Source organism: Methylobacterium dankookense (genome assembly GCF_902141855.1).
Taxonomy (GTDB): Bacteria; Pseudomonadota; Alphaproteobacteria; order Rhizobiales; family Beijerinckiaceae; genus Methylobacterium; species Methylobacterium dankookense.
This window is the reverse complement of sequence record NZ_CABFVH010000019.1, coordinates 13,807-31,717: the sequence shown is the minus strand read 5'-3', so window position 1 is coordinate 31,717 and position 17,911 is coordinate 13,807. Positions and strand designations below refer to the sequence as shown.

The 17,911-nt window shown below is 73.1% G+C and carries 13 protein-coding genes; 4 read left to right on the top strand and 9 right to left on the bottom strand.

Features of this window, described 5'->3' with window-relative positions:
- Positions 1-6: 6 nt before the first annotated feature.
- Positions 7-297 (bottom strand): type II toxin-antitoxin system RelE/ParE family toxin, encoded by a 291-nt coding sequence (locus tag MTDSW087_RS15390; RefSeq protein ID WP_144765373.1) that lies wholly within the window; start codon positions 295-297, stop codon positions 7-9.
- A 132-nt stretch (positions 298-429) separates the two neighbouring features.
- Between MTDSW087_RS15390 and aroC the strand changes: the two genes are divergently transcribed.
- Both aroC and ribB read left to right on the top strand, forming a co-directional pair.
- On the top strand, positions 430-1,527 hold the full coding sequence (gene aroC / locus MTDSW087_RS15385; protein ID WP_144765371.1) for a chorismate synthase: 1,098 nt from the start codon (positions 430-432) through the stop codon (positions 1,525-1,527).
- A gap of 152 nt (positions 1,528-1,679) precedes the next feature.
- The gene (ribB, locus tag MTDSW087_RS15380; protein ID WP_144765369.1) at positions 1,680-2,756 is read left to right on the top strand and encodes a 3,4-dihydroxy-2-butanone-4-phosphate synthase; all 1,077 of its coding nucleotides are present in this window, start codon (positions 1,680-1,682) and stop codon (positions 2,754-2,756) included.
- 48 nt (positions 2,757-2,804) lie between these two features.
- Here ribB and MTDSW087_RS15375 read toward each other — a convergent pair whose 3' ends face one another.
- The gene (locus MTDSW087_RS15375; RefSeq protein ID WP_144765367.1) at positions 2,805-4,490 is read right to left on the bottom strand and encodes a methyl-accepting chemotaxis protein; all 1,686 of its coding nucleotides are present in this window, start codon (positions 4,488-4,490) and stop codon (positions 2,805-2,807) included.
- A 222-nt stretch (positions 4,491-4,712) separates the two neighbouring features.
- Positions 4,713-5,639, bottom strand: a complete 927-nt coding sequence (locus MTDSW087_RS15370; RefSeq protein ID WP_144765365.1) for a histone deacetylase family protein — start codon at positions 5,637-5,639, stop codon at positions 4,713-4,715.
- A 207-nt stretch (positions 5,640-5,846) separates the two neighbouring features.
- On the opposite strand from MTDSW087_RS15370, the gene MTDSW087_RS15365 reads away from it, so the two are divergent.
- A complete protein-coding gene (locus MTDSW087_RS15365) occupies positions 5,847-6,425 on the top strand; it encodes a L,D-transpeptidase (RefSeq protein ID WP_144765363.1) in 579 nt (192 codons plus the stop codon).
- Positions 6,426-6,659: 234 nt separating this feature from the next.
- Here MTDSW087_RS15365 and MTDSW087_RS15360 read toward each other — a convergent pair whose 3' ends face one another.
- The 3 genes from MTDSW087_RS15360 to MTDSW087_RS15350 form a co-directional block, all read right to left on the bottom strand.
- A complete protein-coding gene (locus MTDSW087_RS15360; RefSeq protein ID WP_144765361.1) occupies positions 6,660-10,040 on the bottom strand; it encodes an error-prone DNA polymerase in 3,381 nt (1,126 codons plus the stop codon).
- A gap of 283 nt (positions 10,041-10,323) precedes the next feature.
- Positions 10,324-11,865, bottom strand: a complete 1,542-nt coding sequence (locus MTDSW087_RS15355) for a Y-family DNA polymerase (RefSeq protein ID WP_144765359.1) — start codon at positions 11,863-11,865, stop codon at positions 10,324-10,326.
- The gene (locus tag MTDSW087_RS15350; RefSeq protein WP_144765503.1) at positions 11,789-12,535 is read right to left on the bottom strand and encodes an ImuA family protein; all 747 of its coding nucleotides are present in this window, start codon (positions 12,533-12,535) and stop codon (positions 11,789-11,791) included. Before MTDSW087_RS15350 ends, MTDSW087_RS15355 begins: the two co-directional genes overlap by 77 nt.
- 252 nt (positions 12,536-12,787) lie before the next feature.
- On the opposite strand from MTDSW087_RS15350, the gene MTDSW087_RS15345 reads away from it, so the two are divergent.
- Positions 12,788-13,645 carry a collagen-like protein gene (locus MTDSW087_RS15345; RefSeq protein ID WP_144765357.1) on the top strand — a complete coding sequence of 286 codons (858 nt, stop codon included), beginning with the start codon at positions 12,788-12,790 and terminating at the stop codon, positions 13,643-13,645.
- 127 nt (positions 13,646-13,772) lie between these two features.
- Here the strand turns inward: MTDSW087_RS15345 and MTDSW087_RS15340 are convergent, their stop codons facing one another.
- From MTDSW087_RS15340 to MTDSW087_RS15330, 3 genes are all read right to left on the bottom strand, one after another.
- Positions 13,773-15,098 (bottom strand): chloride channel protein, encoded by a 1,326-nt coding sequence (locus tag MTDSW087_RS15340; protein ID WP_144765355.1) that lies wholly within the window; start codon positions 15,096-15,098, stop codon positions 13,773-13,775.
- Between the two features lie 224 nt (positions 15,099-15,322).
- Positions 15,323-16,228, bottom strand: a complete 906-nt coding sequence (locus MTDSW087_RS15335; protein WP_144765353.1) for a hypothetical protein — start codon at positions 16,226-16,228, stop codon at positions 15,323-15,325.
- 271 nt (positions 16,229-16,499) lie between these two features.
- Positions 16,500-17,909 carry a deoxyribodipyrimidine photo-lyase gene (locus MTDSW087_RS15330; RefSeq protein ID WP_144765351.1) on the bottom strand — a complete coding sequence of 470 codons (1,410 nt, stop codon included), beginning with the start codon at positions 17,907-17,909 and terminating at the stop codon, positions 16,500-16,502.
- Positions 17,910-17,911: the final 2 nt, after the last annotated feature.

Here is a 17,911-nt window from a genome sequence, read left to right as displayed (position 1 = left end):
GCGGTCTCACACGGTCGCAGCGACGGCCTTCGCCCGGGCGATGTCGCGTTCCTGGCTCTTCTTGTCCCCGCCGCAGAGCAGGACGATCAGCGTCTCCCCGCGGCGTACGAAATAGAGGCGGTAGCCGGGACCGTGATCGATCCGCAGCTCGCTCACTCCCTCGCCGACCGGCTTGACGTCGCCGGGATTGCCCAGGGCCAGCCGGTCGATCCGCAACGCGATCCGGGCTTTCGCCCGCGCGTCCCGCAATCCGTCGAGCCAGGTCGCGAAGGCGATGGTCCGCCGGATCTCAAGCATGGCAACTTGTAGCCTATGAGCTACAGGTGTTCAAGGATCGAGGACGAAGGCGGTCCCGCTCCCACCGCACGCCCGGCCCCGCGCCGGCTCGGTTTGTGACTCGCACCAATCGGCGCTAAGGCACGCAGCGCCATGTCGCACAACACCTTCGGCCACCTGTTCCGCGTCACCACCTTCGGCGAGAGCCACGGCGTGGCCCTCGGCTGCGTGGTGGACGGCTGCCCGCCCGGGCTTCCCCTGGAAGCCGAGGAGATCCAGGCGGAGCTCGACCGGCGCAAGCCCGGCCAGTCGCGCTTCACCACGCAGCGGCGCGAGCCCGACCAGGTCAAGATCCTCTCGGGCGTGTTCGGCGACGACCGCACGGGCGGGCGCCAGCTCACCACCGGCACGCCGATCGCCCTCGTGATCGAGAATACCGACCAGCGCTCGAAGGACTATTCCGAGATCCGCGACAGCTACCGGCCGGGCCATGCGGACTACGCCTACGACGCCAAGTACGGCATCCGCGACTATCGCGGCGGCGGCCGCTCCTCGGCGCGCGAGACCGCGGCGCGGGTCGCCGCCGGCGCTGTCGCGCGCAAGGTGATCCCGGGCGTGACGATCCGCGCCGCCCTGGTCCAGATGGGCCCGCACGCGATCGACCGCGCCCGCTGGGACTGGGACGCGGTCGCGCGGAACCCCTTCTTCTGCCCGGATGCGGAGATGGCGCGCTTCTACGAGGGCTATCTCGACGGCATCCGCAAGGACGGCTCCTCCATCGGCGCCGTGATCGAGGTGGTGGCGGAGGGCCTGCCCGCCGGGCTCGGCGCGCCGGTCTACGGCAAGCTCGACGCGGATCTCGCGAGCGCGATGATGTCGATCAACGCGGTCAAGGGCGTCGAGATCGGCGACGGCTTCGCGTCGGCCGCGCTCCGCGGCGAGGACAATGCCGACGAGATGCGCTCCGGCAATGACGGCCCGGCCTTCCTGGCCAACCACGCGGGCGGGATCCTGGGCGGCATCTCGACGGGCCAGCCGGTCGTCGTCCGCTTCGCGGTGAAGCCGACCTCCTCGATCCTCACGCCGCGCCGCACCGTCACCCGCGACGGGCACGATGCCGAGATCGTCACCAAGGGCCGCCACGACCCCTGCGTCGGCATCCGCGCCGTGCCGGTGGCCGAGGCCATGATGGCCTGCGTGCTCGCCGATCACTATCTGCGCCACCGGGGGCAGGTCGGAACCACACCCTGATTCCCTCCCCCCTGATTCCCTCTCCCTTGCGGGGAGGGGTAGGGGTGGGGGTGGTTCAGACTGATGCGCCCCGGTGCCGCCTGCACCACCCCCACCTCCGGCTCCTCCCCGCAAGGGGGAGGAGAGACGCGCAAGTTTGAGAGACGCCGCCCGTGTCCCACGCCTCCGTCATCGAGTGCATCGAAGCCTTCGCCCGCGGCGAGATCGTGGTCGTCACCGACGACGACGACCGCGAGAACGAGGGCGACCTCGTCGTCGCGGCCTCGCTCTGCACGCCGGAGAAGATGGCCTTCATCATCCGCAACACCTGCGGCATCGTCTGCGCGCCCGTCACGCTCGGCGAGGCGCGCCGGCTCCACCTGACGCCGATGGTGGCGGCCAACGACGCGCCGCTCGGCACCGCCTTCACCGTCACGGTGGACGTGAAGCACGGGCTCACCACCGGCATCTCGGCCGAGCAGCGCTGCAACACGGTGCGGGCGCTGGCCAACGGCAACATGGGCGCGGCCGATTTCGTGCGGCCGGGCCACGTCTTCCCGCTGATCGCCCGCGACGGCGGCGTGCTCATGCGCTCGGGGCACACGGAGGCCGCGGTCGACCTGTGCCGGCTGGCCAAGCTGCCGCCGGTCGGCGTGATCTGCGAGCTCGCCAACGACGACGGCACCGTGATGAAGGGGCCGCAGATCACCGAGTTCGCCGAGCGGCACGCGCTCAAGCGCGTCTCGGTGGCCGACCTCATCGCCTACCGGCAGGCCCGCGAGAAGCTGGTCGAGCGGGTCGGCCAGTTCCCGGTCAAGACCGAGTTCGGCTCGATGACCGGCTACGCCTACACCACGCCCTTCGAGTCGATCCAGCAATTCGCCTTCGTGCAGGGCGAGATCGGCGACGGCCGCGACGTGCTGGTGCGTCTCCACCGCTCCAACGTGGTGGCCGACGTGATCGAGGGCGGGCGCCAGATCGAGCAGGTGATGAACCGCTTCGCGCGGGAAGGGCGCGGCATCCTCGTCTACCTGCGCGACGGCACCGCCGGCGTGCCGCTGCAGCGGGTGGCCGACGAGGGCGCGGAGGCCCAGCGCGTGCGCCAGTGGCGCGAGGTGGGGCTCGGCGCCCAGATCCTGCGCGACCTCGGCGTGGTCTCGATCCGCAACCTCTCGACCTCGTCGCGCGCCTATGTCGGCCTCTCGGGCTTCGGCATTGAGCTTCTGGGCGACGAGCTGCTGGAAGGGTAGGACGAGCGGGACCGGTCCCGGCCCGTCAAGGCCGGGACCGGTTCGGGATCAGGCCGCGCGGACGCCGGCGAGGAAGCGGGCGACCGCGCCGCCGAGATGCTCGGACTGGCGCGACAGGTCGGAGGCCGCGGCGAGCACCTGCGCGGCCGCCGCCCCGGTCTCCTCGGCGGCATGGGCCACGCCGACCATATTGGTCGTCACCTCGCGGGTGCCGGTGGCGGCCTGGGCGACGTTGCGGACGATCTCCTGCGTCGCCGCGCCCTGCTCCTCGACGGCCGCCGCGATGCCCGTGGCGACGCCGCTGATCTCGCGGATGCGGGACGCGATGCCGCCGATGGCCCGGACCGCCTGATCGGTCGAGCCCTGGATCTGACCGATCTGCTCGGAGATCTCCTGGGTCGCCTTGGCGGTCTGGTTGGCGAGCTCCTTCACCTCGGAGGCGACCACCGCGAAGCCGCGGCCGGCCTCGCCCGCACGCGCCGCCTCGATGGTGGCGTTGAGCGCGAGCAGGTTCGTCTGCCCCGCGATCTGCGAGATCAGCGCCACCACGTCGCCGATCCGGGAGGCGGCCTGGGCGAGGTCCTGCACCAGGGTGGCCGTGCGGTCGGCCTCGCCGACGGCGACCTGGGCGAGGTCGGCCGAGCCGCCGACCTGCCGGCCGATCTCGGTCACCGAGGAGCCGAGCTCCTCGGCCGCGGCGGCGACGGTGCTCACGTTGGTGGTGGTCTCCTCCGCGGCGGCCGCCACCGCCGTGGACTGGTTCGCGGCCTGGCTCGCGGTGGCCGTCATGGTCTGGGCCGTCGCCTGCAGCTCGGCCGCCGCGGCCGAGACCCGCGCGACGATGCCGCCGACCGCGCCCTCGAAGCCGTCGGCCATCTCGCGCATCGCCGCCTTGCGCTGGGCCTCCGCACCGGCGCGGGCCAGGGCAGTCTCCTCCTCCAGGGCGCGCGCGCGGATCATGTTGTCCTTGAAGATCTGCACCGCGCCGGCCATGGCGCCGATCTCGTCGCGGCGGCCGGCGGCGGGGATCTCGCTGCCGGTATCGCCCGAGGCGAGGCGGTGCATGGCGGCGGTCATGGTGCCGAGCGGACGGCTCACCTCCAGGATGAGGAGGAGGGCGGCGCCGGCCGAGAGCACCAGGGCGAGCGCCGTGAGGCCGAGGAGCAGGGTGTTGGCGCGCTGGTCGGCGGCCTGGGCCTCGGAGCGGCTCGCCTGCGCGGCGGCGTCGACCCGCTCGGTGAGGGCGGTCAGGGCGGCGATGACCTGCCGGATGCCGTCCGACATCCGCGTGTCGTAGCTCTGCATCGCGCCCGCCTGATCGCCCCGCTCGGCCTGGGCCATGGTGGCCTTGTGCAGGGCTAGGTAGGAGGCCCAGGCCTGCTCGAAGTGCGCGTAGAGCGCCGTCTCCTCCGGCGAGGCGATCAGGGCCTGAAAGGCGCCCTGCTGGACCTTCAGCTCGGCCAGGCGCTGCTCCAGCGAGGTGACGGCCTCCGTCTTCTGCTGCTGGGTCTGGGCCGAGAGCAGGCGGCCGCCATTGATGCGGATCCGCAGGGCGAGGGCCTGGATCTTGCCGAGCGCCTGGGTGGCGGGAAGGCGGACCCCGCCCAGCTCCGTCGCGGCGGAGGACATCGCCCGCATCTGCGTGAACGAGAGGCCCGAGAGCGCGAGCACCAGCGCGAACATCAGGCCGAAACAGGCAATGAGCTTACCTCTGATGGATATCGAGCCAAGCATGATAGTTTGCCCCCTGGATTTATAGTGCAGGTCGATAGGTTGACCTGTCCAAGGTGTGCACTGCGATCGGTTAATTCTCGGTCGCCGCAGCGCAGCATGGCGCGATTGCCGGAGCGGCATGCCTGCGGCAGGGACTATCCGGTCATCCCTGCCTCGACCTCATTCTGAGGTCGAGAAGAGGATCGGCGGAAATAAGGACTGAGCGACCCGCTTGAGGGGGGCTCAGTGCCCCATCAGCGCGTCCACGTGCTCGTGGACCGACTTGCCGAGGCCTTCGAGGCTGTAGCCGCCCTCCAGGACCGAGACGAGGCGGCCCCCGGCATGGCGGTCGGCGAGGTCGAGGAGCTTGCGCGTGGCCCAGCCGAAATCGGCCTCATCGAGGCGCAGGTTCGCCAGCGGGTCGAGGCGGTGGGCGTCGAAGCCGGCCGAGACCAGGATCAGGTCGGGCTGGAACGCGTCGACGCGGGCCACGATCGTCTCGAAGGCCTCGCGGAACACGGCGCCGTCGTCGTTGGGCCGCAGCGGCACGTTGACGATGGTGTCCTGCGTGCCCCGCTCCGAGGCGGCGCCGGTGCCGGGGAAGAGCGGCATCTGGTGCGTCGAGGCGTACATCACCGTGCCGTCGTCCCAGAAGATGTCCTGGCTGCCGTTGCCGTGGTGCACGTCCCAGTCGACGAGAGCCACGCGGGACAGGCCGTGCGCCTTGCGCGCGTGGCGGGCGGCGATGGCCGCCTGGTTGAACACGCAGAAGCCCATGGCGCGGTTGCGCTCGGCATGGTGGCCGGGCGGGCGCATGGCCACGAAGGCGTTGGAGCACTCGCCGGCCACCACCGCGTCGACCGCGTGCATCGCGCCGCCCACCGCCCGCAGCACCGCCTCGAGGGTGCCCGGCGACATCACCGTGTCCCCGTCGATGGCGACCATGCCCTCCTTGGGCGCGGCGGCGAGGATCGCCTCCACATACTCCTCGGGATGGGCGAGCGTCGCGACCGAGGCCTCGGCCTTCGGGGCCTGGGCGCGCACGAGGCCGGCGAAGCGCTCGTTCTCCAGCACGCGCTCGACCGCGCGGATACGGCTCGGCCGCTCGGGATGACCCTCGGGGACGATGTGGTCCAGAGCGGAGGGGTGGCTCACATACAGGGTGGTCACGGCTCTCTGAACCCTCCCGGAAAGGCTGCGGCAGCCCAGGGCGCCGGCGCGTCTGTCGCGCGCCTGCAACAGCGCCGGGCAATGTGGCACGGAGCCAACGTCCGAGGCTACGGCCCGGTGCCGCGAGCGGTTATGGTTATCCAGCCTCCTGAAACCACCATGAGACGTGGCCTGGGATCTGGGGGGTAGCCTCGAACGGCGGATGACATGCGCACCGTCCCGATCATAGCGTGTGCCGTCCTCCTCGGAGGCTGCAACTTCAAGGCGGTGCCCGATCCGACTCTGTCGGCTCGGGACACCGCCTTCATGGCCCTCGTGCCGCAGGCCGAGGACGATCCCCGCTACGGCCGCTGGCTCGTGAGCGACCCGACCAAGGAACCCCCCGGCACCGTGGTGGTCGAGACGAAGGAGCGCCTGCTCTACCTCGTCCTGCCCGACGGCAAGGCTATGAGCTACGGCGTCACGGTCGGCGACGAGGCCTATGGCTGGTCCGGCCGCGCCACGGTGGCGCGCAAGGCCGAGTGGCCCTCCTGGCACCCGCCCGCCGAGATGATCCGGCGCTGGCCGCACGTCCACGCCATGGAGGGCGGCCCGGCCAACCCGCTCGGCGCCCGCGCCCTCTACCTCTCCGAGGGCGGGCGCGACACGCTCTACCGCATCCACGGCACCAACGAGCCCGAGAAGATCGGCCAGGCCGCCTCCTCCGGCTGCATCCGCATGCGCAACATCGACGTGGTCGACCTCTTCAACCGCGTGCCGGTGGGCGCGACGGTGATCGTGCGCTGACGGCACTCCCGCAGGCGCGGCGGGTGATGTGAGGCGTCGCCGGAAGCCGGTTCCGGCTTCGGAGCCCTGTCTCGTCCCATACACGGCCTCATCCTGAGGTGCCGCAGCGCAGCGGAGGCCTCGAAGGAGGGCTCCAGTTGCCTCGCGCGCCCTGGAGGCCTCCTTCGAGGCTCGGCTGACGCCTCACACCTCAGGATGAGGTCGCGGGTGGGATGACGGCGATCGCGCCGGCCCTCAATGAAAATCCCGGCTGCGGAAGACGCGGCGGTCGACCGGGGCGTCGAAATCCGTGGTCTCGGGCGGCAGGCGCACGCCGCCCTCGCGCAGGGCGCGCAATTCCTCGGTGAGATCGCGGAAGCGCTCGGCGATCAGGTGGACCACCGCACCCGCCCGCTGCACCCGGCCCTGCACGGCCAGGAAGCGGGCCGTCATCGCGGCGCGGCGGTTCGCCTCGAAGACCTTGCGCCAGACGATGACGTTGGCGATGCCGGTCTCGTCCTCGAGGGTCAGGAAGACCACGCCCTTGGCGGTGCCCGGGCGCTGGCGCGTCAGCACGAGCCCGGCCACGCTGGCGCGGGCGCCGTTGTCCCGGTCGAGATGCGCGCGGGCCGGGATCACGCCGATCCGGGTGAGGCGCTCCCGGAAGAAGGCGACCGGATGGCCCTGCAGCGAGAGGCCGGTCGCGGTGTAGTCCTCGGCCACCGCCTCGGGGAGCGGCATGGCGGGGAGATCCACCGCCGGCTCGTGGCGGAACAGCCCGTCATCGGCGTGCAGGGCGAAGAGGGGCAGGGGTGCCGCGAGCCCCTGCGCGCGGCGCTCGTCCGCGGCGACCGCGCCGCCCACCGTGCCACGCACCGGATCGCGCAGAGGGCCGCCTTCGAGGGTGCGCACCGCCCATTGGGCCGCCCGCCGGTCGAGGTCGAGGGAGCGGAAGGCGTCGGCCTCGGCGAGCCGCTCCAGGGCGTGGCGGGGCAGCGCCAGGGCCGCCTGCAATCCCTCGATGCTGGCATAGCCGTTGCCGCGCCGCTCCACGAGGCGGCGCATCGCGGCCTCGGACAGGCCGCTCACCAGGCGCAAGCCCAGACGCACCGCCATGCGCCGCTCGACGCCGGGCGGCGGGCGCCCCGAGGCCGGCTCCAGGGTGCAGTCCCAGTGGCTGGCATTCACGTCGACGCGGCGCACCTCGACGCCGTGGGCGCGGGCGTCCCGCACGAGCTGGGCCGGCTGGTAGAAGCCCATCGGCTGCGCGTTGAGGATCGCGGCCAGGAACACGTCCGGGTGCCGGCATTTCAGCCAGGCCGAGGCATAGACGAGGAGGGCGAAGCTTGCGGCGTGGCTCTCGGGGAAGCCGTAGGTGGAGAAGCCGCGGATCTGCGCGAAGCAGCGCTCGGCGAAGTCGCGCGGGTAGCCGCGGCCGGTCATCCCGCCGATGAACTTCGCCTCGTAGGAGCCGATCGTCCCGACATGCCGGAAGGTCGCCATGGCCCGGCGCAGGCCGTCCGCCTCGGCCGGGGTGAAACCCGCCGCGGTGATAGCGATCTGCATGGCGTGCTCCTGGAAGAGCGGCACGCCGTAGGTCTTGTGCAGGAGGGCGTGCAGTTCGTTCGCGGGGCCGTGGTCCGGATGGGGCGCCGGATAGGTGACGGGCTCCGCGCCGCATCTCCGGCGCAGGTAGGGGTGGACCATGTCGCCCTGGATCGGCCCGGGGCGCACGATCGCCACCTGCACCACGAGGTCGTAGAACTCCCGCGGCCTCAGCCGCGGCAGCATCGCCATCTGGGCCCGGCTCTCGACCTGGAACACGCCGACGGAATCGGCCCGGGCCAGCATCGCGTAGACCTCGCAGTCGCCCTGCGGCAGGTCGGCGAGGGTCGGATAGGCGCGGCCGTAATCGCGCTCCAGGAAATCGAGGCCGCGCTTCAGGCAGGTGAGCATGCCGAGCGCCAGCACGTCGACCTTCATCAGGCCGACCACGTCGATGTCGTCCTTGTCCCACTCGATGAAGGTGCGCCCCGGCATGGCCGCGTTGCCGATCGGCACGGTCTCGTCGAGGCGATGCCGCGTCAGCACGAAGCCGCCCACATGCTGCGAGAGGTGGCGCGGGAAGCCGATCAGGGCGGTGGCGAGGTCCACCGCCTGCCGGATCAGGGGATTGCCCGGGTCGAGGCCGGCCTGGACGATATGGGCGTCCGGCAAGTCCTTGCCCCAGGAGCCCCAGACCGTGTCGGCGAGGGCGGCGGTCAGGTCCTCGGTCAGCCCCAGCACCTTGCCGACCTCGCGGATGGCCGAGCGCGGGCGGTAATGGATCACGGTGGCGCAGATCGCGGCGCGCTCGCGGCCATACTTGTCGTAGAGGTGCTGGATCACCTCCTCGCGGCGCTCGTGCTCGAAATCGACGTCGATATCGGGCGGCTCGCCGCGGTTCTCGGAGATGAAGCGCGCGAACAGGAGCCGGATCTCGGTCGGGTCGACCGCGGTGATGCCGAGGCAGTAGCACACGGCGGAATTGGCCGCCGAGCCGCGCCCCTGGCAGAGGATGCCCCGGCTGCGGGCGAAGGCGACGACCTCGTAGAGGGTGAGGAAGTAGCGGGCATAGTCCATCTTCGCGATGAGCCGCAGCTCCTCGCGCAGGGTCGCCTCGATCTCGGGCGGGATGCCGCCGGGGAAGCGCCAGCCCGCGTGATGGAAGGTCCTGTCCTCGAGATATTCCTGCGGCGAGCGGCCCGGCGGCACCGGCTCGTCCGGGTACTCGTAGGCGAGCTCGCCGAGCGAGAAGGTGCAGGATTCGGCGATCTCGACGGTGCGGGCGATGGCCTCCGGATGGTCGGCGAAGAGGCGGGCCATCTCATCGGCGGGCTTCAGATGGCGCTCGGCATTGGCCTCCAGGCGGTAGCCGGCCTCGGCCAGGGTGCAGCCCTCGCGGATGCAGGCGAGCACGTCCTGCAAGGGGCGCCGGGCGGGATGGTGGTAGAGCGCGTCCGAGACCGCGACCATGGGCGCGCCGAGTCTGTCGCCGGTCTCGGCGAGGCGCGCGAGGCGGACGCGCTCGTCGCCGCGCCGGGCGTGGCTGCCGGCGAGGAAGGTCCGGCCCGGCGCCGCCGCGGCGAGCTTCCGCGTGGCGGCCAGGAAATCCTCCGGCATCTCCAGGCCGGCCGGAGGCATGATGAGGCCTGCCGGAGGCATGATGAGGCCTGCCGGAGGCATGGCGATGAAGACCTGCCCCTCGGCATGGGCCAGCATCTCCCGGAGCGAGAACAGGCATTCCCCCTTGCGGGCGCGGCGGTTGCCCGCCGAGAGCAGGCGGCAGAGCCGGCCATAGGCCGCCCGGTCCATCGGGTAGGCGATGGCCTCGAAGCCGCACTCCGTCACCAGGCGCATGCCGGGCAGGAAGCGGATCTTCCAGTGTTCCGGATCGCCCGCCTTCCGGGCCTTGTCCGGCTTCACCCGCGCCGCCGCGTAGGCCCGCACCAGCCCGGCCGTGGTGTTGCGGTCGGCGATGCCGATGGCGTGGAGGCCGTAGAGGATCGCCTGCTCCACATAGTCCTGCGGGTGCGAGGCCCCGCGCAGGAAGGAGAAGTTCGTGGAGACGGCGAGCTCGGCGTAAGGCCCGCTCACGGGACGGCACGAGAGGCGCGCCTCCCGCCTCCTCCCCCCTCTGCGGGGGCGAGAGCGGGGAACCCGGCTTCCGGATATTCACGGGAACCGCGACAGGTCCCCTCTCCCGTTCGGGAGAGGGTTGGGGTGAGGGATGAGAAGTGTCCGGAATGGTCGCGACGGTGCAGCGGCTCCGGCTCCGCTCTGTCCTGACAGTTCTCGACCCTCACCCTGTCCCTCTCCCGAACGGGAGAGGGGACCCGCCTCTCATCCTGAATCGTCGTATCGCTCTCCCGCCCCCTGCTCACGCAAAGACCCCGTGCACGAACCACGCGGCCGGGCGCTCCGCCGCGTGGGGGCCGCTGCGGTAGAGCCAGAGGCGGCGGCCGGCCTCGCACTCGACGGCGTAGTAGTCGCGCGCCGGGCCGTCGGCGCGCCACCATTCGGCGGCGATCCGCTCCGGCCCCTCGGCATGGGCGACCCGGTGCAGGCGGGCACGCCAGCGGAAGCGCCGCGGCGGCCCCTCGGGGGCGAGCGCCAGCACCTCCTCGGCGGGCTCGCTGCGGGCGAGGAGCAGCACGGGCCGGGGCGGCAGGGGGGCGGGGCTCCAGGCCGGACCGGTCCCGGGCCGCCAGGGCAGGATGCGGTCGGCCCGCTCCGGCAGGTGGCTCGCCACCCCGCCGAGGCGCAGGAGCGGCCGGCCGAGGCGCTGGCCCAGGGCCTCGGCGAGGGCGGCGGTGCCGTCCGCGATGCCGTCCTCCGCCGGGCCGGCCCCGAGCATCCCTTGCGCCTCCGGCATCCGGTCGGCGGCGGTCACGTCGAGGCGGATGCTCTCGAAGCCGAAGCCCGCATCGAGGGCCGCGCCCAGCCGGTCGAGGCGCAGGCGCAGCAGCCCGGCGACCCGGTCCGGGCAGCGCCCCGGACTCGCCAGGCCGAGGTCGAGCGCCTTCACCGCCCCATCCACCCGGTGGAGCGAGAGGCGCAGGGCCAGGGCGCCGAGGCCGTGCGCGGCGAGGCGGGGGGCGATCTGGCCCATCAGCGCGCGGGCGACGGCGACGATCGTCTCCTGCCGCGAGACCGGATCGAGGAAGGAGCGGGCGGCGCCGTAGCGGGCGGTCTCGGGGATCGGCGCCAGGGGCTCGGGGCGCAGGCCGAGCGCCTGGTCGAGGCGCATCATCAGGGCCGCGCCGAAGCGGCGGGCGAGGGGGGCCCGCGGCGCGCGGGCCAGGGCGCCGATCCGCTTCAGGCCGAGACGCTTCAGGGCGATCACCGTCGCCGCGTCGCAGCGCAAGGCCGCGACGGGTAGCTCGGCGAGCGCCGCCGCCGTCCCGCCCGGCGGTACGTGGCTGCGCGCGGCGGCACCGAACCGGGCGAGCGCGTAGGCCGCGCCGGGCGTGTCGGCGAGCGCCAGCCGCGCGGGGATGCCGCCCGCGGCGAGCCGGCGCTCCAGGTCGTCGAGCAGCCCCGCCTCGCCCCCGTGCAGGTGGCAGGCGCCGGTCACGTCGAGATGGAGGCCGAAGGCATCCTCGCCCGGACCGAAGGGGGCCACGCGCGGCGTGTAGCGCTGCGCCCAGAGGCAGAGGCGCTCCAGGGCGGCGGCGTCGGCCGCCGGCTCGGCCGGCAGGATGCGCAAAGGGCTGCCGACCCGCGCCCGCACCCGGCCCAGGGGCTCGCCGGGGCGCAGGCCGAGGGCGCGCGCGCCCGCATCGACGGCGGTGAGGCGAAGCCCGCCCGGGCCGGCCGCGGCCAGCGCCACGGGCACCCCGTCCTCAGGCAGGCGTCCCGCCCGCCGCAGGCGCACGACCGGCCAGTCCGTGAGGCAGATCGAAACGATGCGCGCCACCATCCCACTCCATCAGCCAGTCGCCGGTGCGGCCGTTGCGGCAGCGCTCGAGCCGGGCGCGCCAGCGCGGGCGCGGGTTGGCGGCCCCATCGCGTGCGGCCGGCGCGGCCGCGATCCGCCAGCGCGTGGCCGCCCCGTTCGGCCGCCCCGCGCCCGCCGGGCGCAGGATCAGGAGGAGCGTGCCGGCGCCCGCCCGCTGGAGCCTCCGCCCCGCGACCAGGGGCAGCCCCTCCGCCACGAGGCCCGCCACCGCCGGCAGCGAGCCCGCCTGCAGCGCCGCCTCAAGGGCGCGGAAGACCTCCACGTCGTCCCCCGCCTCCAGGAAGAGCAGCCGGCCCGGATCGAGGCCGAGGGCGAGGAGGCCGTGGCCGTAGGGCAGGGGATGGCCCGGCGCGAGGACGAGGAGCGCCTCGCCGGGGCCCTCCGCGAGGCGGCGGGCGAGGAGGGCGAGGAGGAAGCCGAGGGCGGCGGCCTCGTCCCCCACATCCTCGGGCGCGATCTCGTGCGGCGCCCCGAGCGCCAGCCCGCCCCCCGGCAGGCGCTGGTCGAGGGGAGGGGCCCCGAGGGGCAGGACGGGGCCGGAGGCGGCCTCGGCCGGGGCGATGCGGGCCCGCAGATGCGCGAGCGTCTCGCGCGCTGGCCGGTCCGGAATCGCGTCATCGGGGGGCTCCATCGGCTCGGCTCCGGCCATGCGCCAAGGATCCGACTCCGTAAGAACAAATCAAGAACATAAATGCGGCAGGCAGGGCCGGATCCGGGGATACCCGAACCATCAAGGACTTGGCCTGTGGGTTGCTGTGGATGGCTGTGGATTGCGGGGAGGAGACGCGGCCCGCCGCCCCGGTTGACCGCCACGCCGCGGCGGCGCCAATGTCCCGCCGCCGGATCGACCGGCCAAGTTCGACCGGCCAAGGTGGAAACGTCCATGCATCCGACGCGCGCTCTCGCCCTCGCCGCAGGGCTGCTCCTGCTCGCCGGTCCGCGCGCGGCCCTCACACAGGAAACCGCGCCGCCTGCCGCCCAGTCCGCCCGCCCGGCCGCCCCTTCAGCCCCTCCCTCGGCCGCCAAGCCGCGGCGCGCCCAGACGCCGAGCCAGCCGATCATGGTCTACGACGCCCGCATCGAGGCGGGGGATTTGCGCATCTCCGGCTCGGTCCGGAAGTCCGGCGCCGTGGTGGTGCTGGACGACGACATCTCGATCCAGGCCGACCGCCGCGGCCGCTTCGTGTTCCGCCTGCCCTACCGGCCGGGCACCTGCGTGGTCACACTCAAGAGCGAGGAGGACGAGCGCGAGGCGGTGATCGCCAATTGTGCGCCGGAGGGGCAGCCGGGTCCGCAGGGCGAGCCCGGCCCGATCGGACCGGCCGGGGCGCCGGGCGAGGCGGGGGCCAAGGGCGAACCGGGAGCCAAGGGCGAGGCGGGCGCCGCCGGAGCGAAGGGGGAGCCCGGCCTGGCAGGCCCCGCGGGTTCCCAGGGCCCGGCCGGCCCGCGCGGCGAGGCGGGGCCCAAGGGCGAAGCGGGGAGCCAGGGCGAGCCGGGCGCCAGGGGCGCGGCCGGGGCGCCGGGCCCGGCGGCCGCGCCGGCCGCATCGCCGCTGCGGGCCGTCCGCGCGGAATCCTGCGCGTCCGGCGGCTGCACGGTGTCCTGCACGCGCGGGGAGGTCTTCGTGTCGGCCTATTGCCTGAGATCCGGCACGCCGGTGGTCTCGGAGACGGACGGCGCCCCGAGCGCCGCCTGCCCGGCCGACTCCGCCGGCATGGTCGGCATCTGCGGGAAGCTCTGATGCAGGCAGCCCATCCGGGTTTCCAAAGGCCTCAGGCCTTTGGCGGGTCCAGGGCGGAGCCCTGGGAAGCCTCGGGGCGCCGCCCCGAGACCCCGCCAAAGGGGTGCTCCCTTTGGGATCCCGGGTTTCAGCCGACGCGCTCGGCCGGCTGGCGCTCCTTGGCCAGGATGATCTCGGCCAGCGTATGGTAGAGGCCGCCGCGGCAGACGGCCTTGGAGGCAGCGTCCGCCAGGAGGGCCGCCAGCATCAGCGGGATCATCATGGCGTGGTCCTGGGTCATCTCGGTGACGATGACGAAGCTGGTGATCGGCGCCTGCAGGACGCCGGTCAGGTAGGCCACCATGCCGATCAGCACGAGGGCGCCCACCGGCACGTCGCCGAACAGCCCGTGCAGCGCCCCGCCGAGGCCGGCGCCGACCGCGAGCGAGGGCGCGAACAGGCCGCCCGGGATGCCGCTCACCGAGGACAGCACGGTGGCGACGAATTTCAGCGGCGCGAAATCGAGCCGGGCCGGGGCCTCGCCGTGCAGGATGGCGCGGGCCTCCTCGTAGCCGGTGCCGTAGGCCGTGCCGCCGGAGGCGAGCCCGCACAGGGCGACGCCGAGGCCGCACAGGGCCGCGAAGGCCACCGGCCGGGTGGCGATCCAGCGTCCGGCCCGCCCGGGCAGGCCGCGGCCGACGGCGATGACGAGGCGCGAGAACAGCCCGCCCGCCAGGCCGCCGAGCAGGCCGAGCACCGGCACCACCGCCCAGGCCTGGCCGAGCGGCAGGCTCACCTGCGCCGTGCCGAAATAGGTGTAGTTGCCGACCAGCCAGAGGGAGGTGAGGCCCGCCGCGACGATGCAGGCGACGATCAGCGCCGTGGCGCGCGCCTCGTAGGCCCGGCCGAGCTCCTCGATGCCGAAGACGATGCCGGCGAGCGGCGTGTTGAAGGCCGCAGCCACCCCCGCCGCGCCGCCGGCCAGGATCAGGCCGGGGAGCCGCTCGGGCGTGAGCCGACCGAAGGCCGCCATGATCGCGGCGCCCACCTGCACGGTCGGCCCCTCGCGCCCGGCCGACGCGCCGCAGAGCAGGCCGAGGCTCATCACCGCGATCTTGCCGACGGCCACCCGCAGCGAGATCAGCGCCTCCCGGAAGCCCGGATCGCGGCTGTGGCGGGCGGCGATCACCTGCGGGATCCCGGAGCCCTGCGCGTTCGGGAACACGGTGAGGGCAAGCAGCGCGGCCAGCGCGAAGCCCGCGGGCGTCACCACGAGGGCGAGGAGCGGGGAGGGGGCGATCAGGTCCCGGAACAGGGCCTGCGCCGCATCCGCGCATTTCGCCATCAGCACCGCGGCGAGCCCGACGCCGACCCCGCCCGCCAGGAACAGCAGCCGTCCGCGCCAGAGCGTGAAGGCCTCCGCGGATGAGCGGCGCAGGCGCGTCATGGCGGAGCGATAGCGGAAGCGCGGCATCGTCTCGAAGGGGCTCACCCGGCCGGGCAGGAACGTCGCATGCAGGGGCCGGGCCGCCGGGCCCCGTCCCCCACGGTCTCCGACCCGAGGCCCGCTGCGCCGTCGTGACCGGCGGGCTTTGCGTTCCGGCCTAGCACATCGCCGCCCGCACCGACACGGCCGGGGGACCTGCCGGGCAACGGTCCGGCGGGGCGCAGACGAGGACGTCGGAGAGGCCGCAGCCCTCAGAAGCTGACGCCGATGCGCAGCCGCGTCTGGTGCCGGTCGAAATTCGTCAGATCGAGGGGCCGCGGCTCGTCCGCCGCCTCCCCGGCCACCTGGACGTTCCAGGCCAGCGAGAGCCAGGCATGGGGCGAGAGCGTGGTGTAGAGGGTCGGCCCCACATAGACGGCCCGGCCCGCGAGACGGTCGAGGCCGAGCCCCTCGTAGGCTTCCGCGTAGCGCGCCTCGGCGCCGAGGAAGAGGCCGGGCCGGGCCTCGTAGGCGAGGGCGCCCGCGAGTTCGAAGCCGGATCCGCGGAGGCGCTCCCCGCTCCCGTCGAGACGCGTCGCGGCGAGCGAGAGCCCCAGATTGACCGCGGCGACGAGGCGGCCCGGAACGATCTCCCAATCCGCGAGCAAGGCGGAATCCAGGCCGTAGCTCTCGGCCGGGAGGCCGGACCCGGCCTCGATGCGCCCGACGCTCGGCACGAGATTGAGGGTCAGACCGAACGGCGCCTCCCGGCGGTCCAGCAAGCGCAGGCGCGTCTCCACGAAGGCGCCGGTCAGCCCACCGGACCGGCGGTCGGCGAGATCGGGCATCCCAGCGACGGCGTAGCGGTGAAACCCGATCCCCGGCGCAACGCGGACGCTCGGATCGAGCGGGATCTTCAGCACGAGCCCGCCGTCGAAGGCCTGGAACCGGCCCCCGCGGCGGCCGATGCGCCCGGTGATCTCGGTCTCCAGTTCGAGCTCGCCGGGCACGCCGATGTCGGAGCCTTCGACGAAGCCGAACAGGTGCTCGCTGTCGAGCCCCGCGGGCGCGGCGTTCTCGAGGGCGGTCGGCCGCGTCTGCGCCTGGGCCGGCGAAGCGGCCACGGCGAGACATGCGGCGAGGATTGCGGTTCCGGTGCCGGTCCACGCGTGCATCATCCCACCTCAGCTATCAGATATAGCTTGTGCTATATCTGATAGCTGAGGCAGAGACGCCGTCAAGCCGTGCGCCGATCCCTGCGGGAGCGCCTCAACCGGTGCGGTCAGCCGCGACCATGGGGGAGCAGCCTCGAACGAGCCTCGGAGCCGGTCTCGGAGCTGGCCTCATACCAAATCCGGTTGATCCCTTCGGGATGGCGGATTTGGGCTTCGCTCAGACGCCGCGCGGGCTTGGTGATACGGAGCCCGCTCTGATCAAGCGGATTCCGTATCAGACCGGAAGCTCCTGCGGCCGGCCCTCCGCCGCGCAGAGCCGCTCCACCGCCTTCACATAGGCCTTGGCGTCGAATTTCCTCAGCGAGTTCTCGCTCTGGTAGCGCACGGTGCCGAACACCTTGCGTCGCGCCCAGGGGCGGTCGTGCAGGCCGTACACCCAGGCGACGTTGGTGAAGGAGTTCGCGTCGCGCCCGTCGAGGAAGTAGCGGTTGTTGAGCCGGAGCGTCCGCGCGAAGCCGGCCTCCGGCGAGGGCGACCATTCGAGGATCTTCTTGCCCCAGTACATGCGCAGGTGGTTGTGCATGTAGCCGGTCTCACGCATCTCGGCCTGGGCGGCGTTCCAGTAGGGATCGTGCGTCCGCCCCGCGGCGAGATCGGCCTCGCTGTAGCGGTGGGGGCGGGGGTCGTCGGCATGCGCGGCCAGCGTCTTGCGGGCCCATTCGGGCACGGCGTGATCGTAGGAATCGTAGCGCTGCGTGTAGTGGACGTGGTTCATCGCGAGCTCGCGGCGCACGATCAGCTCTTCGAGATAGGAGGCCCGATCGGCATCCGCGGCCGCCTTCGCCGCGCGCACGGCGAGGGCGATCTCCACCGGCGAGATCTGCCCGAAATGCAGGTAGGGGCTCAGATGCGAGGCCGCGCCCGCCTCCGGGCGGTTGCGGTCGCCGCCATAGCCGTCGAGCCCGTCGGCGAGGAAGGCTTCGAGGCGGGCACGCGCCGCGCCCTCGCCGCCGCGGAAGCGCGTCACCGGGGCCACAGAGCGGTCGAGCTTCATGCCGGCGAGCACCGCCTCCGGGTCCGAGATGTCGACCGCGCTCGCCAGCCCGAGCCCGTCGGCGCGGTGCTTCACGCGACGGGCCGAGAGCGGTTCGAGATATTCGTCCCAGAGCCGGTGCAGCTTCGGGCGCAGGGTGCGGGCGGCGTATTCGTGCTTGGCGGAGGCCGTCTCCACCGGCACCACCACGTCGCCCTCGACCTGGAGGATGCGGGTGTCGACGCCCCGCGCGATCTCCCCGTACCAACGTTTCTGGATGGCGAGGTAGCCGCGGTCGAGGACGAGGAGAGCGGCATCACGGGCGAGATCGACCGCGACCTCGGCGGGGGAGGCCTTGCGCATCACGAAGCCGACGCCCCGCTTGGCGAGGCCCGCGGCCGCGTCGGCGAGGCCCTGGAGCAGGAAGGCGTAGTGCCGGGCATTCGCCTCGGGGAAGCCGTTCGCGCCATCGAGGAGGCCGAAACAGGCGACCACCGGCAGGCCGAGGAGGTTGGCCTCCTCGATCGCCACTTCGAGCGCCGGGTTGTGATGAGCACGGTTCGCCTGCTGCATCAGGTAGAGCACGTAGGCGGCCCCGGGCCGCGGCTCCGCCTCCCGCAGCACCCGGATGCGCCCGCCCTGGATCGCCATCG

Bases quoted from the DNA above. Each gene is read 5' to 3' on its own strand.
- aroC (WP_144765371.1), top strand. From the start codon at position 430: ATGTCGCACAACACCTTCGGCCACCTGTTCCGCGTCACCACCTTCGGC.
- MTDSW087_RS15350 (WP_144765503.1), bottom strand. From the start codon at position 12,535: ATGGAGCCCCCCGATGACGCGATTCCGGACCGGCCAGCGCGCGAGACG.
- MTDSW087_RS15365 (WP_144765363.1), top strand. From the start codon at position 5,847: ATGCGCACCGTCCCGATCATAGCGTGTGCCGTCCTCCTCGGAGGCTGC.
- MTDSW087_RS15355 (WP_144765359.1), bottom strand. From the start codon at position 11,865: ATGGTGGCGCGCATCGTTTCGATCTGCCTCACGGACTGGCCGGTCGTG.
- MTDSW087_RS15335 (WP_144765353.1), bottom strand. From the start codon at position 16,228: ATGATGCACGCGTGGACCGGCACCGGAACCGCAATCCTCGCCGCATGT.
- MTDSW087_RS15330 (WP_144765351.1), bottom strand. From the start codon at position 17,909: ATGGCGATCCAGGGCGGGCGCATCCGGGTGCTGCGGGAGGCGGAGCCG.
- MTDSW087_RS15390 (WP_144765373.1), bottom strand. From the start codon at position 297: ATGCTTGAGATCCGGCGGACCATCGCCTTCGCGACCTGGCTCGACGGA.
- MTDSW087_RS15340 (WP_144765355.1), bottom strand. From the start codon at position 15,098: ATGCCGCGCTTCCGCTATCGCTCCGCCATGACGCGCCTGCGCCGCTCA.
- MTDSW087_RS15345 (WP_144765357.1), top strand. From the start codon at position 12,788: ATGCATCCGACGCGCGCTCTCGCCCTCGCCGCAGGGCTGCTCCTGCTC.
- MTDSW087_RS15375 (WP_144765367.1), bottom strand. From the start codon at position 4,490: ATGCTTGGCTCGATATCCATCAGAGGTAAGCTCATTGCCTGTTTCGGC.